Source organism: Candidatus Cardinium hertigii (assembly GCF_003176915.1).
Lineage (GTDB): Bacteria > Bacteroidota > Bacteroidia > Cytophagales > Amoebophilaceae > Cardinium > Cardinium hertigii_A.
The window spans coordinates 422,998-445,922 of the sequence record NZ_CP029619.1 but is presented as its reverse complement, the minus strand read 5'-3'; the positions used below and the strand labels follow the sequence as shown (position 1 = coordinate 445,922).

Sequence of the window (22,925 nt, the reverse complement as noted above, 5' to 3'; positions counted from 1 at the left end):
GTTAGGATACAAAAAAAAAAGATGCTAGAAAAATGCATGGAAAAGTATGTTACAGTTTGTAATCAACTTAGCAGGTTACGTAATTATGCTTATTCTTATTGTTATGCTTACTAAGCTTATTGATTTATTACGGGAGTGTATAGCATACGCATGATAATATGTACTTTGTGAGCGTTTTAATACAACTATGAAACAGGAATGCTTTGCTGCCGCTATGCGTAAACAGATCTATACAAATTTAGATGAATGGCAACAATATCTAGATGTTTGGTTACATTACTATAACCATGCATGAACGCAATGAACGCATGCTAGGAAGTATTGTTATGGTAAAACAGCTATCCAAACTAGTCTCTTTATGGTTATGCCTCAATAGTTACTTACCATCTACAATGTTATACCCAGTTGGTATGGTCGTATCTGTATATGGCCTTATGGTTGTTTTATCTTAACTACCAGCCATATTTAAAATGAAATGCCCATTTTTTCTCTGTTAGCGCTTTCTGTAGCTTTGTTTTATTTTAGCTTTTCCTTTTTTATCGTATGTCCAAGAATGGTGGGAGGCTTTCTAAGAAATGTGCTTAAAAAGACTAAGCATGCTACTACTATAGTTTATTGTTCATGGTGTTACCTGATAGGGTATAAAGGAATAAGATAAAAAATCAAAGTCTTGCTCAACAGTAGCAAAGTTTTTTGCCCTATTATGATTTCTCCCACTCTTGGATGATTATTAACTAAAATTTGCTTTTAATTGTTGACATATTAAAATTTTCAATATTACCTAATTTAATTTAATAGGAACCCAACTCCAAGCTGAATTTTTCTTCATTTTGAATTTAGGAATAGGCAAGCCCATTTGACCTTTTAGTTGCATTTGCTCATGAGCCATTTGAGCGGTTTCTACTATTTTGGCCAGAGAGAAGGCACGTTAGCTGAATTTAAGATTTTCTTTGTCAAAAAAAAGTAGCATATTAGTGTAAAGCTTGTTAAAGGGATTGTTGCTATCTCTTTTGTTAAAAACAAGTAGCAAAAAAACATTTTACTTATTTTTAGTTTGTCGTTTGCAGGTCAAGCTTTTACAGATTAAACCATCTGTTAGGGTTGCGTTACAATTTTGCTGTTGCATCCCGTAAGGTGGAAATCTACTTCTATGGGCGGGATGCTTTTTTAGTTGTAGACATTCTTTAAGCTAGCAAGGAGTGGGAATCATGCCCTTTGTAAGCAGTTATTTCTTTGAATAAGAAAGAAACAATGGTAAAGAATCAGCTACATCCTAGCGCTATAGCTGGAGGGTTACTTGGAAACATAAAAATGTAGAACATTCATGACTTATTATACAGAAGAAGGTCTTGATCAGCTTAAAAAAGAGCTTAGCTTTTTAAAAGGAGAAGCTCGCATTCGGGTAGCACATGATATTGCAGAAGCTTGTAAAAAGGGGGATTTAAGTGAAAATGCAGAGTATGATGCTGCTAGAGAGGCACAAGGCTTATTAGAGGCTAAAATTGCTGCTTTAGAAAATTTAGTGGCTAGCGCTAGGGTATTAAACCTAGGGGAGATTGATTTATCCCGTGTTTCTATTCTCTCTAAAGCATGTGTAAAAAACAGAAAAACGGGTATGGAATCTGTTTTTATGCTTGTTTCACAAGGAGAAGCTGATTTAAAGCAAAGTAAGATATCGGTTGATTCTCCCATAGGGAAAGGAATATTAGGAAAAAAGGTAGGGGATATAGCAATGATTGATGCGCCTGCTGGTATTATCGAGTTAGAAATTTTAAAAATTGGCTTGGACCTATAGAAATAAAGCATTAAAATTTTTAAGTTGTCATAGTTTGGCTATTGCCTTAATTTTTAGGAAAAAATATAATTAATTAGGAACAATCATGGCTTTACGCATAACAGATGCTTGTATCAATTGTGGGGCCTGTGCAGTAGAGTGCCCTAATACTGCCATATATGAGGGTGGAGTCCCCTGGCAATGGGCAGAGGGAACGCAATTAAAAGAAGTGCTTATAGAAGGGAAAAAGGTGGATGCCACACTCCCTCAGCCGCCCTATACAGAAGATGTGTTTTATATTGTTACAGATAAATGTACGGAATGTGTTGGTTTCCACGACGAACCGCAATGTTCCGCAGTTTGCCCGGTAGATTGTTGTGTGCTAGATCTCGATCATACAGAAACCCAGGAAGAGCTGTTAGCAAAAAAACAATTTCTGCATGGATAATTAGGTAAGTTACCTATATATTCAATAACTTTAGGGAAGTTGATTGGCAGCAGAGTCGTTTCAAGCTTTATTCCAAGCGGAGGGTTGTTTCCCGTTTCGGGTAGCTTACGCGTAACAGGATAAAGTGTAGCCAATTTAAAAACGAAGAATGTATATACATACATGGTTAACTATATTACTTGCGAATTTTATTAATAAATAATAGATACAGTGGAGTCACGTACAGAACTAGATGAAATTTATTCTAAACGAGTAAATGCAGGCAAAAGGGTTTATTTCTTTGATATAAAATCAACCAGAAGTAAAGATTATTACCTTACCATCACGGAGAGCAAAAAAAGAACAGAGGAGGATGGCATGTTTTATGAAAAGCATAAAATATTTTTATACAAGGAGGATGTGAATAAGTTTGTGCGTGCGCTTAATGAGGTGGTTCATCACCTTAAGACAAATTTAATGTCTGATTATGCGTTCGATAAAAATGATCGGGATACAGAATCCTATCAAAAATAGGTAGCTTTTATTTACTTAGTATTCATTTTTTAGCTGTTCATTTTAGGGGGTATAAAAGTGTTGGCTTGTATTTTTTTATTGTATGGCTTTAAAATGTGGGATTGTTGGCTTGCCTAATGTAGGTAAGTCAATGTTATTTAATGCCTTATCTAATGGGAATGCAGCTTCTGCCAACTTCCCTTTTTGTACTATAGAGCCCAATAGGGGCGTTGTAGTAGTGCCAGATAAGCGTATCAAACTGCTTTCTACGTGGGCGCAATCCAAACGTAGTGTGCCTACTACTATAGAATTTGTAGATATAGCTGGGCTGGTACAAGGTGCGCATGAAGGGGAGGGACTAGGGAATCAGTTCCTTGGCCATATACGGGAGGTGGATGCTATTGTACATGTTATCCGATGCTTTGAAGAAGAGAATGTGCTGCATGTAGCAGGTGGGGTAGATCCTTTATTTGATAAAGAGATCATTGAGCATGAGCTACGCTGTAAGGATATAGATACCCTAACCAAGCGATTGGAAAAGGCGGAGAAGCTGGCCAAGCAGGGGGGGGCAGCAGATCAGCAGGAGGTTATGGGCTTGCAGCATTTGCTACAAGCCTTAAAGCAAGGGAGAGATATACGGTGCGTGCCAATAGAAAACGCTGTACAAAACGCCTGGCAGCTGTTAACAGCCAAGCCTGTTGTTTACTTTGCTAATGTGGACGAAGCTACTTTATTAGGGAAAGAAAATACGCATATGGTTGCGCTGCAAGAGGCAATAGTAGATGCTGAGCTGATAGTAGGTTGTGCGGCTTTGGAGGCACAATTTAACCTATTAACGGATGAGGAGCAGCGTTTTTTTCTGGCGGAATATAATCTTACAGAGCCTGGGCTCCATAAGCTCATTCAATCCGTTTATGCCTTACTGCAGCTTATTACCTATTTTACGGTAGGACCAGAGGAAGTACGTGCATGGACCATTCAAAAAGGAAGTAAAGCCCCACAAGCAGCTGGTATGATTCATACGGATTTTAAGCGGGGCTTTATTAAAGCAGAAGTGATCTCCTTCCAAGATTATCAGACTTACAAAAGCGAAAGTGCTTGTCGGGATGCCGGGAAATTACGCATAGAAGGAAAAGATTATGTGGTACAGGATGGAGATGTGCTGCTTTTCCGTTTTAATGTGTAAAAGTAGAAGGAATATATAACCGATGTATACGATGCTAGCTAATCCTACGCGGCGATGGTATAGCTACTTGCTTTTAATACTGGCTTTGCCTTTTAAAAGTTTTGCTGCAAAACCAGAAGATATTTTTGAACAGCCCACAGAAGATAAAGTTAAGGCGAATACTACCTTTTTTATTACACCAAGAGATATAAAATATAATCGCAACCAGTACAAGCCAATTGAGGTCTCCCTAGCAAAAATGGACCGTTTTATGGTCGTGGAGCAGCATAATTATTTATTGCAAAATCTTGGTAATAATTGGACAGCTACGCAATACATCCCTTATAGGTTGCCCCAACGGATAGGTGCCACAGATGGAATCTCTGTTTATGATTTTAATTTTCATCAGCCACAGGATATACGCTACTATTGCATGCCTAAATCAAAGGCTTATACCTATTTTAATGTTGTTTTAGCTAATATAGGGAGCTTTGTTTTTGATGGCTGCTATAGCCAACGATTGCTAGATAATTGGTTTGCAGGTATCAACCTATATGGTGCCATGACAGAAAATGAATGGCCTCAAATGCATAAAGAGGACAAGAAGATTGTAGATGCCTTCCCTCAATTTGATATTTTTACCCATTTTCATCTATTGGATTCAGCCTATTATGCTTGTACGAGCTATTCTATAATGAACTATCGTACCAAAGAAACGGGTGGGGTCCAGCTTAATAAGAAGGAGGAATCCTATCCAGCTGATCCTTTGAATCGCTGTCGTTACTTTCGGAAATTTTTAGATGAAAAGGGCATCCAAGCTAGAATCTCACTTAACGGTGAGAATCAAGTTCAGCATGACGATAAGAGACGGCATTTCTATTTCTTTCATCAATATCACTTTAGTGCTGGTATACAATGCTACCATGAGTTCTCCTATAGCTGTAAAAATAATAAGAGCAATATTGCATGTAAAGAAGAAAATGCTCGTTTTATAGCCCCTATATCTAAATCTACAGAGGATCACTTACCAGCAATAGAAAGTAAGGTCCTGCTCAATGTGCGCCATAATGAAATAGGCGTTAAAGGGCGTATAGCATCCATTGATGTGGATTATAATGTACATGCTAGACTAGAAAATATTCATTTTGAACAGGATTTTTCTAACCCCCTTGAAAAGGCTACTACTCCTTTTTTACTAGCAGATGTAGGAAAAAAGAATAAAGGTAACAAAGAAGACGAATTCTATCTAGGTGGTCATCTGCAATGGGATCTTACCCAGCGTATGCGTCACCAGTTCCAGTTAGAGGGGGAATATGGATGGGCAGGAGCTGGTTACTATACCTTAATGCTAGCCTATCAGAATCGTTTTTTTAAGTTAGTCTGTGATACCCTTAAGCATAAGGTACCCTACTTAGTCCAGCATGGTTACTTTCCTTATCGTCACTGGCCTAAAACTTACAAAGCGCCAGCTACCCAACAGTTGGCCGCAGCGTTCACCTGCAAGCTATTACCTTGGGTACGTGTAGAACCCATGGTTACTTTGCAAAGAATGCATAATCTTATTTATTATAAAGAATGGATTGGTGATAATGAGATAAAAAAGGATAGTGATGTGCATTGTATTTCTGTTCCATCGCAGGTTGCTGATCCTATTGATCTCTGCTCCTATGGGGGTCATTTGGATGTTTCTTTTTCTTATTTTCATATAGATAATACGCTCTTTTTCTTAAAGGATATCAGCAACCTTAAGCCTAAAATTTATAAAGGACGCATGCCCTGGTATAGCTATACAGGGCGTTATTATTTTGCGCATCAGCCCTACGAAAAAAAGATGGCTATAGAAATAGGTATAAACGTACATAAGAAAGCATTGCATTATGCAGATGGTTATGATATAATAGCCCAACGTTTTTACAAGCAGCAACGCTTTGCGGTACAAGGCTGTCCTATTGTGGATTTTTTTGTGAATTACAGGTTAAGCAATATAAAAATATCAATAAAATTTAGCTGTATCAATGATTATTTTGGTGATGAAAAAGGGGGAAAGGGGAAGTCCTATTTTGCGACACCTTTTTACCCTGGTCAGAAACCTGCAGCGGATATAGGGGTACATTGGTCTTTCTTTGATTAGTGTTGGTAGTAGGTTTTTAATCTTTAACGGCTTTTGCGGAAGCTGCCCTATTTGTTTAATTTGCTTGGCAAATTCCTACTAACTATGTATTTTTAAAAAAAAAGAAAAAGGACAGGTTTATTCACTATCTTAATGTGTTAGGACAGGTTATCCTAGCATGTTATGGATTGTTTCTAGTAGGGATGCTTATAAAATTGTTTACAGTATAAATAAAGGTTTATATGTTTAAGAGGTGCTTCTATGATAGAAACGTAAGTTCTTATGGTTATGGTTTGCTCTTGCTCCTCAGTTTTATTTTGCCTTGTAGGGCCCAGCAAGGGGCATCAGCTGGTTTCATTATGGAGCATGTAACAGATGCGCATGACTGGCATTTTGCAACGGTTGGGCAGTATCATGTCACCTTACCTTTACCAATTATACTGTATTCCCGAGATAGGGGTATGGAGTGTTTTTCTTCTGCTCGTTTTTATGATCATCAGCAGCATGCGGTTCCTTTCCGGGGTTATCGTATGGTAAGTAATACCATTTGTTGTGTAGATGCTAGTAGGTCTGTGGTAGATCTTTCGATTACCAAAAATATAGCTGCCATGTTGGGAAGTATACTACTATTGGTAGCTGTTTTACTAGTAGCAGCAAGAAAATACCAACGAACGGCTTGCCTTGTTCCGAGTGGCTTTATGGCTTTTGTAGATTTAATCGTTTCTTTTATAAAAGATGAGATTGCTATTCCTAACATAGGGAGGCGACACTACGAAAGGTTTCTACCTTATTTATTGACGGTTTTTTGTTTTATATGGCTGAATAATCTTTTAGGTTTGTTACCCGGTGGGGCTAATGTAACGGGAAATATTTCAGTTACGTTGGTGTTGGCTGCGTTTACCATTGTGCTAACCATTATAAATGGCAATAAGCAGTATTGGTCCCATATATTTAAGCCAGCAGAGGTCCCTAAATGGCTGTGGCCTATCATGGTCCCTCTAGAAATGGTAGGTATTTTTACCAAATTTTTCTCTCTTATGGTGCGGCTATTTGCCAATATCACTGCAGGACATATTATCTTATTAAGCATTATAGGGTTAGTGTTTAGCCTTAAAAGTATCTGGGTAGGTTTTGCGGTTACTCTGCCTTTTAGTACATTTATGTTTCTATTAAAGTTAGTGGTAGCTGTGTTACAGGCCTACGTTTTTACGCTACTTTCTGCTATTTATTTAGGGCAGGCTGTAGCAGAGAAGGGATGCCATTAACGTATTACAGATAATGGTTGCGGAACGGTTAGCAGTGGGTATAAAATTTATATTAATTATTTTAAATTAAATTATATGTTGGATATAAGTTCATCTTATGCCTATGCTGGTGCAGGTATCGGTGTAGGTATTGTCGTATTGGGTGCTGCTATTGGCATTGGGAAAATTGGTCATGCGGCTATGGAAGCTATCAGTAGGCAACCAGAGATTAGCGGTCAAGTTCGAGCTGCTATGATTATTGCTTGCTCGCTTATTGAGGGTGCTGCGCTTTTTGCTATATTGGTTTGTCTTCTTATTGTGTTGAAGTAAGGGGGCTCCCAATGTGCTCTAAACATTTGTTTGTATTCGTGTTGTAAATCCAATATCATTTATGAATTACTTAATAACACCTGATTTTGGTATCCTATTTTGGCAAACCATTACACTCTTAACAGTCCTTTGGGTATTGGCTAAGTTTGCGTGGAAGCCTATTATAGGGGTATTGCAAGCACGTGAGGAAGCTGTAGCACATTCCATAAGTCAAATTTCCGCTGCACAGACCTCTATGGCGCAAGCTGTGGTTGAGCGGGAACGATTGCTAGAGGAAGCTAATTTAGAGCGGGAACGTATTATCAGTGAATCACTGGAGACCAAGCAAAAAATTATTGAGCAAGCGCGCCAGGAGGGGATCACTTTAAAGGAGCAGCTGCTAGCAGAAGCTAGGTTAGCCTTAGAGAGGGAGGAGAAGCGTGTATTGGAAGAAGCAAAGAGCCATATAGGCTTGTTGTCTATTCAGATAGCTGAAAAGCTATTGTGTAGCGAGTTGCGTAAGGATCAGGAGCAATTAGCCCTTATAGAGCGTTTTATAACAGGGGAAAAGCAGTTTGCTTAACTGTAACAATAAATTACAAAGCAGTGGTTGTATGGCTGAGCAGGTAGATAAAGCGGTAGCAGATTATGTACGTGTTTTTTTAACGCATGTTATACAAGATGGCTTACTGCAACCTATTTATCAGGAAATAATTTTTTTGCAAAATCAGTTCAAGGAAGTCCCTACTTTGCAGCATGTGCTTCAAAATCCTACTGTGTTTACTGCTGAAAAACGTCGATTACTTGGTTTGCTGTATCGGTCTGATACGCCCCCTATTTTAAAGAAGTTTATTGATTTTTTGGTAAATCAACGTCAGGCAAGCCAATTAAGGGCTATGCTATATGCTTTTGAAAAGGCCTATCATGTCTACAGGGGAGTGCAGTCTGTAGTACTAACTACGGCAGTTGCTTTACCAGAAGATTGCGTAGAAAAGCTGATGGAGAAGGTAAAAAAAAGGTTTTCATGCAAAGAAATTAAATTAACCCAGCAAATCGATCCCTCGGTTATGGGTGGATATAAGCTGCAAATTGGAACCTTACAATGGGATAAAACCATAAAACATTCCCTTTATGCCTTACAGAAGCATCTGGTTAAGGGCATATGAAATGTTTGGCATACGGTATACCACTGATCCAAAGGACCTTTCCATGGGGCGGTTAGGATGTAAGGAGCAACTGCAGCTATATTGAACTAGTGTGCTTTTGCACGCTAGTTAATGGGCTAGCTGTGCTTTTGCACGCTAGTTAATGGGCTAGCTGTGCTAGTCAGGAGTTATGCTAGTTAATGGGCTAGTTATGCTAGTCAGGCACTTTAGAACGTAGGGGAGCGGATGTTCTTTTTATAATTAAAAGTGATGGTGCATATAAATACAAATGAGATTTTAGCTTTATTACAGGAACAGCTAGCCAGTTTTAAAACAAAAGCCGAATTAGAAGAAACAGGTACGGTGGTACAATCTGGTGATGGGGTGGTGCGCATTTATGGGCTTTTTAGTGTACAAGCTGGGGAGCTACTTGTTTTCGATAATGGGTGTAAAGGGTTAGCCTTAAATTTGGAAGAGCAGCTATTGGGGGCTGTAGTATTGGGGGATGCCAATACCATAAAAGAGGGAGATATGGTTAGCAGGACCAGGCGTGTAGTTTCTATTCAGGTAGGGGAGGGTTTATTAGGACGTGTAATCAACACGCTGGGAGAGCCTATAGATGGGAATGGTCCCATAGCAGGTCCTTGCTTTGCGTTGCCTTTGGAGCGCAATGCACCAGGAGTTATTTACAGAGAACCCGTTAATACACCGCTTCAAACAGGATTAAAAACCATTGATGCCATGGTCCCTATTGGTCGAGGTCAGCGAGAGCTAATCATCGGTGATAGGCAATCTGGGAAAACAACCATTGCAATAGATACTATTATTAATCAACGCAGATTGTTTGAAAAAGGAGAACCTGTTTATTGTATTTATGTAGCGATTGGGCAGAAGGCATCGTCTATAGCGAATGTGGTAGATACGTTAACACGGTATGGTGCGATGCCTTACACCATTATTGTAGCAGCCTCTTCTGCTGCTGCTGCGTCTATGCAATCTTTTGCTCCCTTTGCAGGGGCAGCTATTGGTGAATTTTTTAGAGATACAGGGCGGAATGCATTGGTAATTTATGATGACCTATCCAAACAAGCTGTTGCCTATAGGGAGTTATCTTTATTATTGCGCAGGCCACCTGGTAGGGAAGGCTTTCCTGGTGATGTCTTTTATCTACATGCTCGTTTACTAGAACGTGCAGCACGTATCATTAGCAATGATGCAATGGCTTCTTCCATGAATGATTGTCCGCAATCCTTACAGGGAAAAATAAAAGGAGGCGGCTCTTTAACGGCATTGCCTATTGTTGAAACACAAATGGGTGATGTTTCTGCTTATATTCCTACGAATGTTATTTCCATTACGGATGGGCAGATATTTTTAGAAACGAATTTGTTTAATGCTGGTATCAGGCCTGCTATTAATGTTGGCATTTCGGTATCCCGTATAGGGGGAGCTGCACAAATGAAGGCAATTAAAAAAATAGCAGCTACTTTAAAATTAGATCAAGCACAATTCGCTGAGCTAGAGGCTTTTTCAAAATTTAGTTCTGATTTAGAGGCTACTACTAAGCGAGCTATTGAGCGTGGTCGTAAGAATCAGGAGCTACTCAATCAAGGGTTGCACGCACCCATGCCAGTGGAGGAACAGATAGCGCTCCTTTATATAGCGATGGGGGGGTATTTAGATGCCGTTCCATTAGATCAGGTAAAGTTATTTGAAAAGCAATTTTTAGATATATTACGGATACAACATCCCACCCTATTGACCAGTATAGCGGGTGGACAGTGGGACAATCAGCTCATTAAGATGCTCATAACAGTAGCTAAAAATATCCTGGTTAAGTATACGTAATGTGTTCAAAAGTGAATGCCTTAACAGGATGTTCCTTGTTTAGTTTATATTGAATAAGCGGAGAGGGTAATAAGTAAAAATCTTCATTATGGCCTATCTTAAAGAAGTAGTAAACCGGATTAATCTGATCACTTCTACGCAGCAGATTACCAAAGCTATGAATATGATAGCTGCTTCTAAGCTATATAAGATTCAACAGCTTTTGCTACCGCTTAAGGAATATACGATGCAGTATAATATCCTTTTGCAGACTGCTTTACAGGGGATAAGTGGTAGTATGTTATCCCATCCCTTAACTGTAAAAGCAGCAGAGAAACCACGGCGGTTATTACTTATTGTTGTCACAGCTGATCGCGGTTTATGTGGTGCGTTTAATAAAAATGTTCTGAAAGCTGCCAGTTGCTATATGGAGAGCTGTAAGTCAGCTGCTACTGCTACCATAGAATTGTTGGTTATTGGGAAGAAAGCTTACCAATGCTTTAAAAACGGAAATTACCCTATTATAGATGATTATGTTGATCTTTTAGAGAAAGATTTTTGGAAAGGAGGCCATAGGCTAGCCGAGCATTGCATCAAAACTTACCAAGAAGCGCGCTATACGGAAATAGTATGGGTTTATACGGCTTTTAAAAATGCCGTTAGCCAGGAAGTAGCCACAGCTTCTTTTTTACCCTTGGCATTGAATGCTTATGAAAGTCCCCCTAACACGCAATGGCCGCATTATATGTATGAACCTACACAGCAGTTACTTATAGCGCAGCTTATACCTGAGGTACTTAAAAATCAAGTTATGAATAGGTTGGTTGAGTCTATGGCTAGCGAGCATGCAGCTAGGATGCTTACCATGAGTCAGGCAACGGACAATGCAGATGCTTTTTTAAAAGTATTACGGATTCATTACAATAGAACGAGACAAGCATTGATTACTAATTCTTTAGCTGAAATTACAACAGCTGCTGAAGCATTGGCCACAAGATAGCATAAGCAGATGCTGTGGCTGTGCTCTTTTGGCTATTTTCTTCAGGGTATATAGGTTAGGAGTGCTTTTGTGCCCCAAAATAGTCCCCAAAATAGTTGTGTTCCCTTTTTTTGAGTACCAGTGGCAGCTGTGCAAAGGTTATCTTATGGGTTTCTCCTATAACTGATTGGTCTACTATACTTTTTTTATTTTATGTATTGCTTTTATAAAGCAGCCGTATCATACCTAATGCACTTAGGAAGCAAAGCACGGATACTATACAAAATCCTATACATGTACCAGACAATAGCTTGTTTAACCAGGTTGCCAGTCCAAATAATAAGAAACGCAACCCTAAGCTGAGCAAGGTCCAAATGAAACAAATCAGTAAAAGCATCCTCCCTATTTTTTTTCCTTTTGTTTTCATATTGTCTTTGGATGTTTCAATAAGGGAGCTTAATTTCTTGCCTGCTTTTTTGGCTATACAAACCATCGCGCATGCATCAAATAAAAGTCTTAGGATAAATTTTACTAAATCGAATAGTAATTTGCGTATATTCATATTCAAATTTTTCATATAATTCTTATTTGTTAAACGCAAAAAGATTTTTTTATTTTTAGGAAAGTAGGTTGCCTATCGTTTACTAAAAGTAGGTGAAAATTTTATTTGCATTACGCATGCAAGATAAGTTATATTTAGTAATTCTTCTACAAACACATAAAAAATATATTATATGTTAACCGAGTATCTTTTATTACCACTATTTAGTACGTTTGTATTGGGCATGGGTTTTCCTCAGCTAGCTATGGCTAATGCAGCAATCAAAGTAGTAAATCAGGAAGTTCCCATTCTTTCAACCATTCCTCCTTCTATTCCTATCAATAATTTTGTTGCTCCTATAGCGCTACACAGGGCGGCAGCTCAAGGGAACGTAAGTATATTACGTTCCTCACTTGAAGCAGGGGCCAACGTGCATGCAGTGGACAGCTACCAAACGACTGCCTTACATATTGCTGCTGCGAGGGGCCACTTATTTTGTGTTCAAGAGTTGATTAATGTAGGGGCTAAAGTAAACCTAACAGATTCCTTTGGGAGAACGCCGCTTTATTTAGCTGCTCAAAAGGGGCATCTTCCTATTATTCGGGAGCTTATGATTGCTGGGGCTAATATGCGTATTGTCAACCAGCAAGGAAGAACTCCATTGCATGCAGCTGCAGAAGCAGATTCGGTTGCTTGCGTAAGTTACTTGCTGGATAGGAGAGGAGCTAATGTACATGCGGTAGATGCAGATCTGGTTACCCCTCTTCATTGTGCTGCTTTAGCGGGTTCTCTAGCTTCTGTGCAGGCATTGATACAAGCAGGTGCCAAGGTACAGGTCTTTACAAAGCAGGATAAGCTAACCCCTTTGCATATGGCAGCGCAGAGTGGAAAGGTAGCTTGTATACGGTTCTTATTGCAGCATCATGCCAATGTAAATACGGTTACACCCCATGGTATTTCTCCGCTCTACTTGGCTGCTCAACAGGGGCAGTTGGCTGCGTTACAAGAACTTGTACAGCACAAGGCAGCTATAAATGCAGTAGAAGGATTGCATACGCCTTTGCATGCGGCTGCTTTGCATGGACATGTAAACGGTTTACAGTTTTTATTAGAGGCAGGCGGTAACCCACAGGCACGTGATAAAGAGCAAAATACACCTTTACATGTAGCAGCTTATTATGGTAGGTTAACCTGTTTGCAATTATTATTGCGTATGAGTCCAGAAAGTATTGAAGTGTTAGCTGCTAAGCAGCGTACGCCTTTACATTTGGCAGCTCAAGCGGGGCATTTTGCTTGTGTGGAGCAGCTTGTTGCAATAGGTGCTGCTGTAAATGCGGTAGATATCTATCATAAAACGCCCTTGCATCTAGCAGCTTTTCATGGTCACAATCGCTGTTTAAATTTACTTATACAAACGGGGGGAAATGTTCATCTGGTTACCGAAGAATGCTATACCCCTTTGCATATGGCTGCTAAAGGAAATCAGGTAGCTGCTGTAAAGCTATTGCTACAAGCAGGCGCTAAGCTTGATGCATTGGATCGTTTCCATCATACGCCGCTTCACCTTGCTGCCAATTTCCAACATAAAGATTGTACCATAGCACTTATAGAGCAGGGGGCAGCGGTTGATGCAGCCAATCAGTGGGGTATTATGCCGTTCCATATAGCTGCTAAGAATGGTGATTTTGATCTTTTACAGCTATTATTAGCCAATGAGAAATGTAAAAAAAACATCAATGCTGCTAAAAAATCAGGGAGTACTGCCGTACATATTGTAGCAAAAAAGGGGAATATAGCCTGTTTAGAAGCGTTGATTCAAGCAGGTGCAAGCGTCAGGGTATGCAATAAGGCGAAGGAGACCCCTTTGTATTTGGCTGCTTCAAATGGCCATTTAGCATGTATAGAGATGTTAATTAAGGCAGACGAGCAAGAAAATGGGAGTCCTATTGCTAAAAAACTTAAAAATAAGTTAGCTGAGCAACCAGGTATGGATAAGCTTGTCAAGCGCAAGCATAAACCTAAGCTTGACGTAGCTAATCGATTGGGTGAAACCGCTTTACATGCAGCTGTTCAGCACGGCCATACGGATTGTATATTACTTCTTTTGCGTCATGGTGCGTCGGTTAAAACTAGAAGGAAAACAGGAGAAACGCCCTTACATACTGCTGCACAAAATGGCTGCTTGGTCTCTGTGAGAGCTATATTAGCTGCATCTACCCAATCAGATATTGATGCAGTAGATAACTACGCCAATACGCCCTTGCACTTGGCTGCACAAAATGGACACCTTTCCATTGTACGTACGTTGATTAACGCTTCGGCTTCTTTAAAGAAGCGCAATAAATTTAATAAAACAGCGGATTATTTAGCATTGCAGAATGGTCATGTAGCATGTCATAAAGAATTAGAACGTGCGTTACAAGGTAAAAGGCAGTTGCCTTCTTAAGGGAGCTTGGGTACTTCGTCTTCCCTGAAGTATTTATTACACAATAGGTTTATTTTTTGTCTACTTTTTTACACTCAAATGGTAGGTTAGGTTCTATTTCAGCTGACCATTATTATATAGGTATAATTGTTCTGAGAGAGAAATGCTTAGTGTATAAAATAGTTCTGAATGATTATGTGTATGTTAGGAGTGTTTTTCTTGTGATAAGTCATAGATTATGTCCCATACATAGCATAACATTAAATTCCTTGCAAGTAGTTAACCGCTCATTTACCAGACACCATTGTATTTTTGTTCAAATAATAAATGGAATAGGCATATATAGCTTAAGAGGTAAAAAATTTATAAATAATTTATATTATGAATAAGTCATAAAAATAAAGAGAACGGCTATAAAATAAATAAACTAATTTTGCTCGTTAGGTAGGTAACTAGTCTATAATATAGACATGATACCATACTTCCCAGAGTGGGGTTGTGCATGGTTATAGTAATGCAACCAACTATCTAAGTCTTGTTGTAAGTCATCTAAAACGCTCACAAAGTCCATTGGTTTGTAGTGAATAGACCTTAGTTAGGGTATGTTCTTATACCTTTTCTATGCTTAAAAATAGCTCAAAAGTATGAGGTTCTATTTTGCCTTTTATCAAGAAGTTGTAGAAGCAGCTAAAAAGGCACGTTGTCACGATTTTATCTCTTTTTTAACAGATGAATATAGGATGCATGCTGAAAGCTCTGGATTAAAATTATCAGGTGGACAAAGACAAAAGATATGTATTGCAGGTACGATATTGAAAAATACACCATGTATGCTATTCAATGAATCAATATTAGTAGTTGATTACCATAAATAATCACAACTTATTCCTATACTTTTTGAATATTTAAGAGATAAAATTATCCTGTACATTATCCATAGGAGCATAAAATTAGTCTCCTTTGATAGGATCATTAAAGTATACAAAGGAACGCTAACTGTAGCATATGAGTAGACAAGGCTGTTTGTACAATCTTATATTTATGGAAAGCCCTTAGCTACTGCTATGAGCTACTTTAATGATTAGGTTGCCTAACTGTCGACCTGCTATACAGGTTCAATAGGATAGATAAAGCGTACGCAGTAGTGCCCTACGCTTCAATTTTCACTTCCACACCGCTTGGGAGCTCTAATTTCGTCAGTGCGTCTACTGCCTTTGCGCTACTGTAATAGATGTCTATTAACCTTTTATGCGTACAAAGTTGAAACTGTTCGCGCGATTTTTTATCAATATGAGGAGAACGTAATACAGTATATACCTCTTTCTTACACGGAAGAGGTATAGGACCATTTACAACAGTTTTGGTAGCCTTTACTGCCTTAACAATGCGCTTTGCTGATTTATCTAAAAGCATAGCGTCAAATGACTTAAGCTTAATCCGAATTTTTTGCTTCATAGGTATACGATAGTAATGCTATTATTTATAATGTTATGCCTTTAGCTTTATTGATAATATTTTCTGCTAAGTTTTTAGAAACAGGTTCATAATGAGAGAAAGTGAGTGAAGCAGAGGCTCTACCTGATGTAATAGTCCGTAGATCAGTAACATAGCCAAATAGTTCCGCCAATGGAACATCTGCTTTAATAATTTGAGCGCCTCCTTTGTTGTTCATTCCCCTCATAATACCTCTTCTTCTGTTAAGATCCCCTGTTACGGGGCCTGTGAATGCATCAGGTGTAGCTACTTCCACCGCCATAATAGGTTCTAATAGAACAGGGGATGCCTTTTGTGCAGCAGCCCTAAAGCCAGCTCTAGCAGCTAATTCAAAAGATAAGGAATCTGAATCAACCTCATGGTAAGAGCCATGTAGTAGCTTGACCCGCATCGATTCTACTGGATAATTAGCCAAAGGACCATTATCCATAGCTGCTTCAAATCCCTTTTGAATGGCTGGTATAAACTCTTTAGGAATCGCCCCTCCTACTATTTTATTTATAAATTCTAAACCAGGCATATCGGATGAGGGAGTGGTTTTTTCTTTAGGACCTATCTCAAAAACAATATCTGCAAATTTACCTCTACCGCCTGTTTGTTTTTTGTATACCTCTTTATGTTCTATGGTTATGGTAAGGGCCTCTTTATAGGCTACCTGAGGAGCTCCTTGGTTAATTTCAAGCTTAAACTCTCGCTTTAGCCGGTCAATAATGATTTCTAAATGCAGCTCTCCCATGCCCTTTAGGATAGTTTGACCCGTTTCCCGATCAGTTTCCATACGTAGGGTAGGATCCTCCTCCATTAATTTAGCAATAGAGAGCGTCAGTTTATCCTGATCTGCTTGTTTCTTTGGTTCAATAGAATACCCAATAACAGGCTCTGGGAAGGTAATAGACTCTAATATAGCCCTATCCTTCTCACCTGTTAACGTATCTCCTGTTTTAATTTCTTTAAAGCCTACTACCGCACAAATGTCACCTGCTTGTACCTTATCAATGGGATTTTGTTTGTTAGCATGCATTTGCATCAAGCGAGCGATGCGTTCTTTTTTGCCTGTCCTGTTATTATGGACATAAGAACCAGCTTCTAATTCACCTGCATAGACCCGTAAAAAAGCAAGCCTTCCTACAAAAGGATCCGTAGCAATCTTAAAAGCCAGTGCTGTAAAAGGGGCACTATTATTTGCTTCCCGTATTATAGCGGCTTCTGTGTCTGGATGTATAGCAGTAACGGGCGGTAAATCCATAGGGGAAGGCAGGTATGCACAGACGGAATCCAGTAAAGCTTGAACCCCCTTGTTTTTGAAAGCAGAACCACAAAGCACAGGAGAAAAAGAAAGATCAATAACTGCTTTGCGTATAGCAGCCCTAATTTCATCTGTTGTAATCGCTGCAGGATTGTCAAAAAACTTCTCCATTAATACCTCATCATAACTGGCTACACTTTCCAGAAGCTTTTGACGCCATTCCTCAACAGTTTCAGTTAAATCCTCAGGAATAGCTATAATTTCATAGCTCATTCCTAAGTCTGTTTCATTCCAAATAATAGCCTGATATGTAATCAAATCTACGACTCCTCTAAAGGAAGCTTCACTGCCAATAGGAATTTGCAAAGGTACAGGATTAGCCCCTAGTTTGTCTTTGATTTCGTTAAGCGTATTAAAGAAATCAGCACCAGGTCTATCCATTTTATTTACAAAGCAGATACGTGGCACTTTGTATTTATCAGCTTGACGCCAAACAGTTTCAGATTGCGGTTCCACACCCGACACAGCGCAAAACAATGCTACGGCACCATCTAATACCCGTAAAGAACGTTCTACTTCTACTGTAAAGTCCACGTGACCAGGGGTATCTATAATATTAATCTTATAAGTTTGCGTTTGGTTATGGACGTTTCCTTGGCTGGTAGGATATTTCCAAAAAGTAGTAGTAGCTGCAGAGGTAATAGTAATACCTCGTTCTTGCTCTTGCGCCATCCAATCCATGACGGCACCCCCCTCGTGGACTTCTCCTATTTTATGGGTCAGACCTGTATAATACAAAATCCGCTCAGTTGTGGTGGTTTTCCCGGCATCAATGTGCGCCATGATGCCTATATTTCTTAAAAATGCTAATTCGGTTGCCATTTATTTTAAATCAAAATGAGAGAAGGCCTTGTTCGAACTAGCCATTTTATGGATATCTATTTTCCGCTTGAATGCCGCACCTTCCTCCTTAGAAGCAGCAATAATCTCATTGGTGAGTTTTTCTTGCATGGTTTTCTCCCCTCGGGCGCGTGCATAAGCAATCAACCATTTTATGCTCAAAAACACCTTCCTATCTTGCCTTATTTCAATAGGTACCTGCAGCGTTGCCCCCCCTACACGCCGCCGTTTAACTTCTAAGGTAGGCGTTACATTATGCAATGCCTTCCGAAAAACTTCTAAACCATTTTCATTGGTCTTGTGTGCTACTGAATCAATGGTATTGTAAAATATAGTAGCAGCAATACTTTTCTTGCCTTGTTGCATTAACCCATTTATAAATCTAGTAATAAGCGGGTCCCCAAATTTATAGTCAGGTGATAATATCCTTTTTGTAGCTTGTTTTCTTCTCATATCTATTATATGGTTGTCCTCTGTTGCTTTTGTTGCATGGCTTAGTTTCCTCTATGCGTTTTGTTGCTATTACTTGGCCCTATGCTCTCTGCTTTTGTGCTATGTGAGAACCAGGCAGAGAGCTGTATTTGCGTTAGCAACTTGTAAAGTCCATTAACCTATCCTATATCTATTATTTTTATTTCTTTTTAGGTTGTTTAGCGCCATATAGCGACCTTCCTTGGCGTCTTCCATTAACCCCTCCTGTATCCAGTACTCCCCGAATGATTCGATACCGAATACCTGATAGGTCTTTGACGCCCCCTCCTTTAACTAATACAATAGAATGTTCCTGAAGGTTGTGTCCTTCCCCAGGAATATAAACATTCACTTCCTTGCCCGTTGTAAGACGGACTCTAGCCACCTTTTTCATAGAAGAATTAGGCTTTCTTGGTTTCAAGGTATACACCTTAGTGCATACCCCACGCCGCTGTGGACAGGATGAAAGCGCTGGTGCCTTTGAGGCAGAAGCCGTACGCTTTCTTCCCCTTCTTACAAGTTGTTGTATGGTTAACATGAACGGAATATAGTAATTGTTACGAAATCCTGAAGTAGCATACTGCTGTATCTTTTAATATTTTTGCTAAAGCTAAAAATGTGTAAAACGAATTAGCTGGTAACACAAACAGCCTTCCCCTATCTCTAGAGGGTATTGAGCTATTAAATAGATTACTTTCCCTCAAATATAGTTAAATAATCTGATATATTCTTGTAGGTAAAGTCCTAATTATCCTTTTAGTTGACTTATGTTTGCTGTGTTTTTATATGCTTTGTTAGATTTTAGTTATTTCATTTGCGAAATACATGCTGCTGTTTCATGAAAGCGTTGATTTGTACTATCTCATCTCGAATAAAGTCCAATTGTTTTCTTAGTTTTTCATGTGTTTGGTGCATTTTTTTATATGCTTTGTTAGACTTTAGTTGTTTCGCTTGTAAAATATAGGGTGTTGCTTCATGAAAGTATTGCATGGCATCAGTAAAGGTTGCCTCTAATAGACCTATTTGCCCTGTTTTTGTTTGAATGCTGCTTTGTAAAAGACGATGACCTATCCATGTTATACACGTTTTATGCAACATGATCTCGCCCAATTGTTCCTGGTAATTTTTTTGTTGAATATGCCTTGCATAGTTGAAACATTGGTTGATGGCTTTTTCAGTTTCTGTTAATTTATTTTTTGCTTTTTGCTTAGCTTCTTTTTTAGTTAAGCTTTTCAATTCAGGTAAATCTTCTGATAGGGAGCGTGACGGAGCCGAAGGGATAGCACTTATTGCTTCAGTAGGAGCATACAATTGCTGTTTCATAGATTGTTTACCATTGCTGGTGCATCCTTGATAAACCAACACCAACCAGGATCCTAGTACAATGGTTCTCTTTTGGTTTCTTTTTCTTAGCGTAGTTAGCATATACTTAATATATTTGTATTTGTAATTAGTTTAATATAGTGAACGTACCTATTCGAAATAGTAGGGAAAGTTATGCTTACTAGGTAAGACCGCTAAGCTTTATGCGCTAGAGCAAAAGGCTTTAACAGTCCTATTTAAAATAGCAAGTGAATAAGCAAACCCTATACAGAATATATTAAATTAATGTAATATGCATAGGTGTAGAATTCTATTTTTTTAGTTATGACAAATTTTTTGTACCACTACTTACGTAGTCAGTTTAAGCAACCTAAAAGTGGTTGGATGCAGTTAATATGGCTGCATATTTTAAGTTTTGTATTGATTGGCTTGCTACATACATTTTTTTACATTTGCGGGTATGCAAGCCGTATGCCCCTACTTTACGAGCAATTGACCCTTCCTTCTTGTTTTGTTTTACTGTTGAAGCGGCCTTGGGCGATTGTTACCTATTCTTTTGTGCACCATAGCTTTCTAGAGTTGGGTTTAGATATGCTTATGCTCTATACTTTTGGTCAAAGCATTCGGTTGGTTACACATACGAAAAGCGTTGTGTATCTTTATTGTTTAGGGAAAATAGCAGGCGCTTGTGCTTTTTTTGCGCTCTACCAACTCTCCCCTCCCTTTAAAGAGAGCCTTGCTTATTTACATGGTCCTTTACCTGCTATTTATGCTATTATGGTAGCAGTTTGTGTTTTAATTCCTGATTTAAAAGTAAATTTGTTTTTTATATCTCTTCCGCTACGTGTAGTAGTAGTCTTTTTACTGCTTTTTTCTTTTATGCAATTAACGGGTAAGCATGCCGGTCATTATGTAGCGCAGTTGGGTGGCGCAATCGTAGGTTACCTGTATGCTCAAAGGTATAAAAATAAAAAGGGAGGGAACCAAACTTTTGGAGGTACTACTAAATTTATACGCCTCCATAAAACAACATAAAAGTTCTCTAGTCTCCTTTTGCAAAGAGTAGTTACCGCTCTACTGTAATACAGCTCTATTACTAAGGTTGGTATCAGAAGCCACTACTGTAGTAGCTGTTATAGACAGCTTAGGCACATGGTACGATTATAGTTTACCTTACAGCTAGCTTAATTACAGCTAGGTATCAATATATGCTGCTATAAAAATATTTACATTACCAACCAGTTGGCGCATTTCCGTTAAAAACAACTCATTGAGTAGGTGATTCAACTATATGGGAAGGAGTTTTGTCGGTCAGCAAAGCAATGCACAAGAGGATGCTAATTTGCGTAGTACAGCTAATTTACTTAACATACCAGGGGTCCCCATAGATGGTTTCCCCTGTTTGGCAGCCGGAGTAAAACAGGATAAAAAAATTTTTAATGGTTCAATTTACCTATAGTTGCTCTTCTCCTTTTAGCTACTTGTTTGTTTGCAACAGGCTATTTAATTTAATCAGTTATGTCCTTGTATAAAGATTTTATAGAAAAGTTCAGCCATATTCAGCTATTGCGTCAAATAGAACAGCTTTTAGAATGGGATCAACAAGTTTGTATGCCTGCTGCTGCTGTTGAAATACGTTCCAAACAGCTCGCTTACCTAGCTTCTCTGCTTTATAAAGAAACAACCAGTGCTGCTTATCGGGATGCATTAGAAGCAATGATCGATATTAATACGGAAAATATTAAAATAAAAGATCTTTCTTTTACGGAAGCAGCGAACCTTAGGGAATGGGCTAGAGATTTTAAGCGTATGACTAAGCTGACTAAATCTTTCATTCAAACGTATTATACAGTAGTCACTAAGGCAACAGAAGTATGGAAAGAAGCTAAAAAAACCGCTAATTTTGCTTTATTTAGTCCATGGTTACAAAAAGTAGTAGCGCTTAATCAAGAAAAAGCTAACCTATTGGGTTACACAACTACGCCCTATGACGCGCTGCTGGATCTATATGAGCCAGGTATAACAACAGAGGATTTGTCTTCTCTTTTTTCTGATTTAGAATATTTTTTATTGGATAAAGTAAAAAGAACCAGTGGGAAAAACAGTCCTTATGAGGTTTATTTTGAGGGTTCTTTTGCGCAAGCAGATTTGATGTCGTTCAATCAGCTGATTTTGGACTCTTTGGGTCTTTATAACAATCACAATAGCAGGGTAGATTTTTCTGTACATCCTTTTTGCATGGGCATTCATCCTACGGATGTAAGGTTTACGATTCATAAGGACAATGGATTATTAGAAAACATTTTTGCCACCTTACATGAGGGAGGGCATGCGCTTTATGAGTTAGGTCTTTCTAAAGAAGAATGGGCTACACCAGCTGGTCAAGCTGCTTCTATGGGATTACATGAAAGTCAATCTAGGTGGTGGGAGGTAATGGTGGGGAAATCTTTACCTTTCTGGAAATATTTTTATCCTAAGTTTCAAATGATTTTTCCTCAGTTTAAGCAGCTTGCTTTATCTGATTTTTATCAACATATCAACCACATTCGGCCTTCTTGTGTACGTATTTACGCAGATGAAATAACCTATCCATTGCATATTATACTTAGGTTTAAATTAGAAAAACAGTTAATAGAAGGCACTATTGAGGTAGAAGATGTTCCTCATTTGTGGAATGATGAAATGAAAAGATTGCTAGGTATTACGCCTACTAACGATGCAGAGGGATGTCTACAAGATATTCATTGGTCTAGTGGTTCTTTTGGCTATTTCCCTACCTATGCATTAGGTAACATATATGCAGCACAATGTTTTCATGCTTTTGAACAAAGTTTTCCAGCTTGGAAGGAAAACATAGCTACTGGGAAGTTTTCTTTTATGCGTGATTGGTTACGTGAGCGAATACATCAATTTGGAAGGATATATAGTGTAGCACAAATTATTCAATCTATTACAGAAACTCCTATGGCTGTACAATCCTATAAAGAGTATATAACCCAAAAATATACCAATCTTGCTATTTTTTAATATGA

General features: G+C 38.7%; 22 protein-coding genes and 2 pseudogenes. 17 read left to right on the top strand and 7 right to left on the bottom strand.

The window, feature by feature from the left end; translation table 11 throughout:
- Positions 1-163 precede the first annotated feature (163 nt).
- From DK880_RS01675 to atpG, 12 genes and pseudogenes are all read left to right on the top strand, one after another.
- Positions 164-349: pseudogene (locus DK880_RS01675) on the top strand (integrase core domain-containing protein); the annotation flags it as partial.
- A gap of 975 nt (positions 350-1,324) precedes the next feature.
- Positions 1,325-1,795, top strand: a complete 471-nt coding sequence (greA, locus tag DK880_RS01665) for a transcription elongation factor GreA (RefSeq protein WP_109997104.1) — start codon at positions 1,325-1,327, stop codon at positions 1,793-1,795.
- 85 nt (positions 1,796-1,880) lie between these two features.
- Positions 1,881-2,222: a 4Fe-4S binding protein gene (locus DK880_RS01660; RefSeq protein ID WP_109997103.1), complete on the top strand. Its 342-nt coding sequence runs from the start codon at positions 1,881-1,883 to the stop codon at positions 2,220-2,222.
- A 210-nt stretch (positions 2,223-2,432) separates the two neighbouring features.
- Positions 2,433-2,735, top strand: coding sequence for a DUF3276 family protein (locus DK880_RS01655; RefSeq protein ID WP_109997102.1), 303 nt, complete (start codon positions 2,433-2,435; stop codon positions 2,733-2,735).
- Positions 2,736-2,817: 82 nt separating this feature from the next.
- The gene (ychF, locus tag DK880_RS01650; RefSeq protein WP_109997101.1) at positions 2,818-3,900 is read left to right on the top strand and encodes a redox-regulated ATPase YchF; all 1,083 of its coding nucleotides are present in this window, start codon (positions 2,818-2,820) and stop codon (positions 3,898-3,900) included.
- 22 nt (positions 3,901-3,922) lie between these two features.
- Complete coding sequence (locus tag DK880_RS01645) at positions 3,923-6,010, top strand: putative porin (RefSeq protein WP_109997100.1); 2,088 nt, start codon at positions 3,923-3,925, stop codon at positions 6,008-6,010.
- A 338-nt stretch (positions 6,011-6,348) separates the two neighbouring features.
- Positions 6,349-7,254: a F0F1 ATP synthase subunit A gene (gene atpB, locus DK880_RS01640; protein WP_239302534.1), complete on the top strand. Its 906-nt coding sequence runs from the start codon at positions 6,349-6,351 to the stop codon at positions 7,252-7,254.
- Positions 7,255-7,329: 75 nt separating this feature from the next.
- A complete protein-coding gene (gene atpE, locus DK880_RS01635) occupies positions 7,330-7,563 on the top strand; it encodes an ATP synthase F0 subunit C (protein ID WP_109997098.1) in 234 nt (77 codons plus the stop codon).
- A 61-nt stretch (positions 7,564-7,624) separates the two neighbouring features.
- Complete coding sequence (atpF, locus tag DK880_RS01630; RefSeq protein ID WP_109997097.1) at positions 7,625-8,125, top strand: F0F1 ATP synthase subunit B; 501 nt, start codon at positions 7,625-7,627, stop codon at positions 8,123-8,125.
- Positions 8,118-8,708 carry an ATP synthase F1 subunit delta gene (gene atpH / locus DK880_RS01625; protein WP_162534103.1) on the top strand — a complete coding sequence of 197 codons (591 nt, stop codon included), beginning with the start codon at positions 8,118-8,120 and terminating at the stop codon, positions 8,706-8,708. The genes atpF and atpH overlap by 8 nt, the downstream gene beginning before the upstream one ends.
- A gap of 249 nt (positions 8,709-8,957) precedes the next feature.
- Complete coding sequence (atpA, locus tag DK880_RS01620) at positions 8,958-10,535, top strand: F0F1 ATP synthase subunit alpha (protein WP_109997095.1); 1,578 nt, start codon at positions 8,958-8,960, stop codon at positions 10,533-10,535.
- Between the two features lie 88 nt (positions 10,536-10,623).
- Positions 10,624-11,514 carry an ATP synthase F1 subunit gamma gene (atpG, locus tag DK880_RS01615; RefSeq protein WP_109997094.1) on the top strand — a complete coding sequence of 297 codons (891 nt, stop codon included), beginning with the start codon at positions 10,624-10,626 and terminating at the stop codon, positions 11,512-11,514.
- Positions 11,515-11,704: 190 nt separating this feature from the next.
- Here the strand turns inward: atpG and DK880_RS01610 are convergent, their stop codons facing one another.
- Complete coding sequence (locus DK880_RS01610) at positions 11,705-12,070, bottom strand: phage holin family protein (protein ID WP_109997093.1); 366 nt, start codon at positions 12,068-12,070, stop codon at positions 11,705-11,707.
- Between the two features lie 157 nt (positions 12,071-12,227).
- On the opposite strand from DK880_RS01610, the gene DK880_RS01605 reads away from it, so the two are divergent.
- Positions 12,228-14,480: an ankyrin repeat domain-containing protein gene (locus DK880_RS01605; protein ID WP_109997092.1), complete on the top strand. Its 2,253-nt coding sequence runs from the start codon at positions 12,228-12,230 to the stop codon at positions 14,478-14,480.
- A gap of 457 nt (positions 14,481-14,937) precedes the next feature.
- Here the strand turns inward: DK880_RS01605 and DK880_RS01600 are convergent.
- Positions 14,938-15,124, bottom strand: a pseudogene (locus tag DK880_RS01600) (IS481 family transposase); the annotation flags it as partial.
- Between DK880_RS01600 and DK880_RS01595 the strand changes: the two are divergent.
- Entirely contained in the window at positions 15,104-15,334 is a 231-nt protein-coding gene (locus tag DK880_RS01595; RefSeq protein ID WP_109997091.1) for a P-loop NTPase family protein, read from the top strand. The pseudogene DK880_RS01600 and the gene DK880_RS01595 overlap by 21 nt on opposite strands.
- Positions 15,335-15,608: 274 nt before the next feature.
- Here DK880_RS01595 and rpsJ read toward each other — a convergent pair whose 3' ends face one another.
- From rpsJ to DK880_RS01570, 5 genes are all read right to left on the bottom strand, one after another.
- The gene (gene rpsJ, locus DK880_RS01590; RefSeq protein ID WP_109997090.1) at positions 15,609-15,914 is read right to left on the bottom strand and encodes a 30S ribosomal protein S10; all 306 of its coding nucleotides are present in this window, start codon (positions 15,912-15,914) and stop codon (positions 15,609-15,611) included.
- A 25-nt stretch (positions 15,915-15,939) separates the two neighbouring features.
- Positions 15,940-18,081: an elongation factor G gene (gene fusA / locus DK880_RS01585; RefSeq protein WP_109997089.1), complete on the bottom strand. Its 2,142-nt coding sequence runs from the start codon at positions 18,079-18,081 to the stop codon at positions 15,940-15,942.
- A complete protein-coding gene (rpsG, locus tag DK880_RS01580) occupies positions 18,082-18,552 on the bottom strand; it encodes a 30S ribosomal protein S7 (protein WP_109997088.1) in 471 nt (156 codons plus the stop codon).
- 178 nt (positions 18,553-18,730) lie between these two features.
- The gene (rpsL, locus tag DK880_RS01575) at positions 18,731-19,108 is read right to left on the bottom strand and encodes a 30S ribosomal protein S12 (RefSeq protein WP_109997087.1); all 378 of its coding nucleotides are present in this window, start codon (positions 19,106-19,108) and stop codon (positions 18,731-18,733) included.
- Positions 19,109-19,380: 272 nt separating this feature from the next.
- Positions 19,381-19,995: a hypothetical protein gene (locus DK880_RS01570; RefSeq protein ID WP_109997086.1), complete on the bottom strand. Its 615-nt coding sequence runs from the start codon at positions 19,993-19,995 to the stop codon at positions 19,381-19,383.
- A gap of 222 nt (positions 19,996-20,217) precedes the next feature.
- Between DK880_RS01570 and DK880_RS01565 the strand changes: the two genes are divergently transcribed.
- The 3 genes from DK880_RS01565 (at position 20,218) to DK880_RS01560 (ending at position 22,920) form a co-directional block, all read left to right on the top strand.
- Positions 20,218-20,928: a rhomboid family intramembrane serine protease gene (locus DK880_RS01565; protein ID WP_109997085.1), complete on the top strand. Its 711-nt coding sequence runs from the start codon at positions 20,218-20,220 to the stop codon at positions 20,926-20,928.
- 256 nt (positions 20,929-21,184) lie between these two features.
- Entirely contained in the window at positions 21,185-21,352 is a 168-nt protein-coding gene (locus DK880_RS05135; protein ID WP_162534102.1) for a hypothetical protein, read from the top strand.
- A gap of 59 nt (positions 21,353-21,411) precedes the next feature.
- Positions 21,412-22,920, top strand: a complete 1,509-nt coding sequence (locus DK880_RS01560; protein WP_109997084.1) for a carboxypeptidase M32 — start codon at positions 21,412-21,414, stop codon at positions 22,918-22,920.
- The last annotated feature ends 5 nt before the right edge of the window (positions 22,921-22,925 follow it).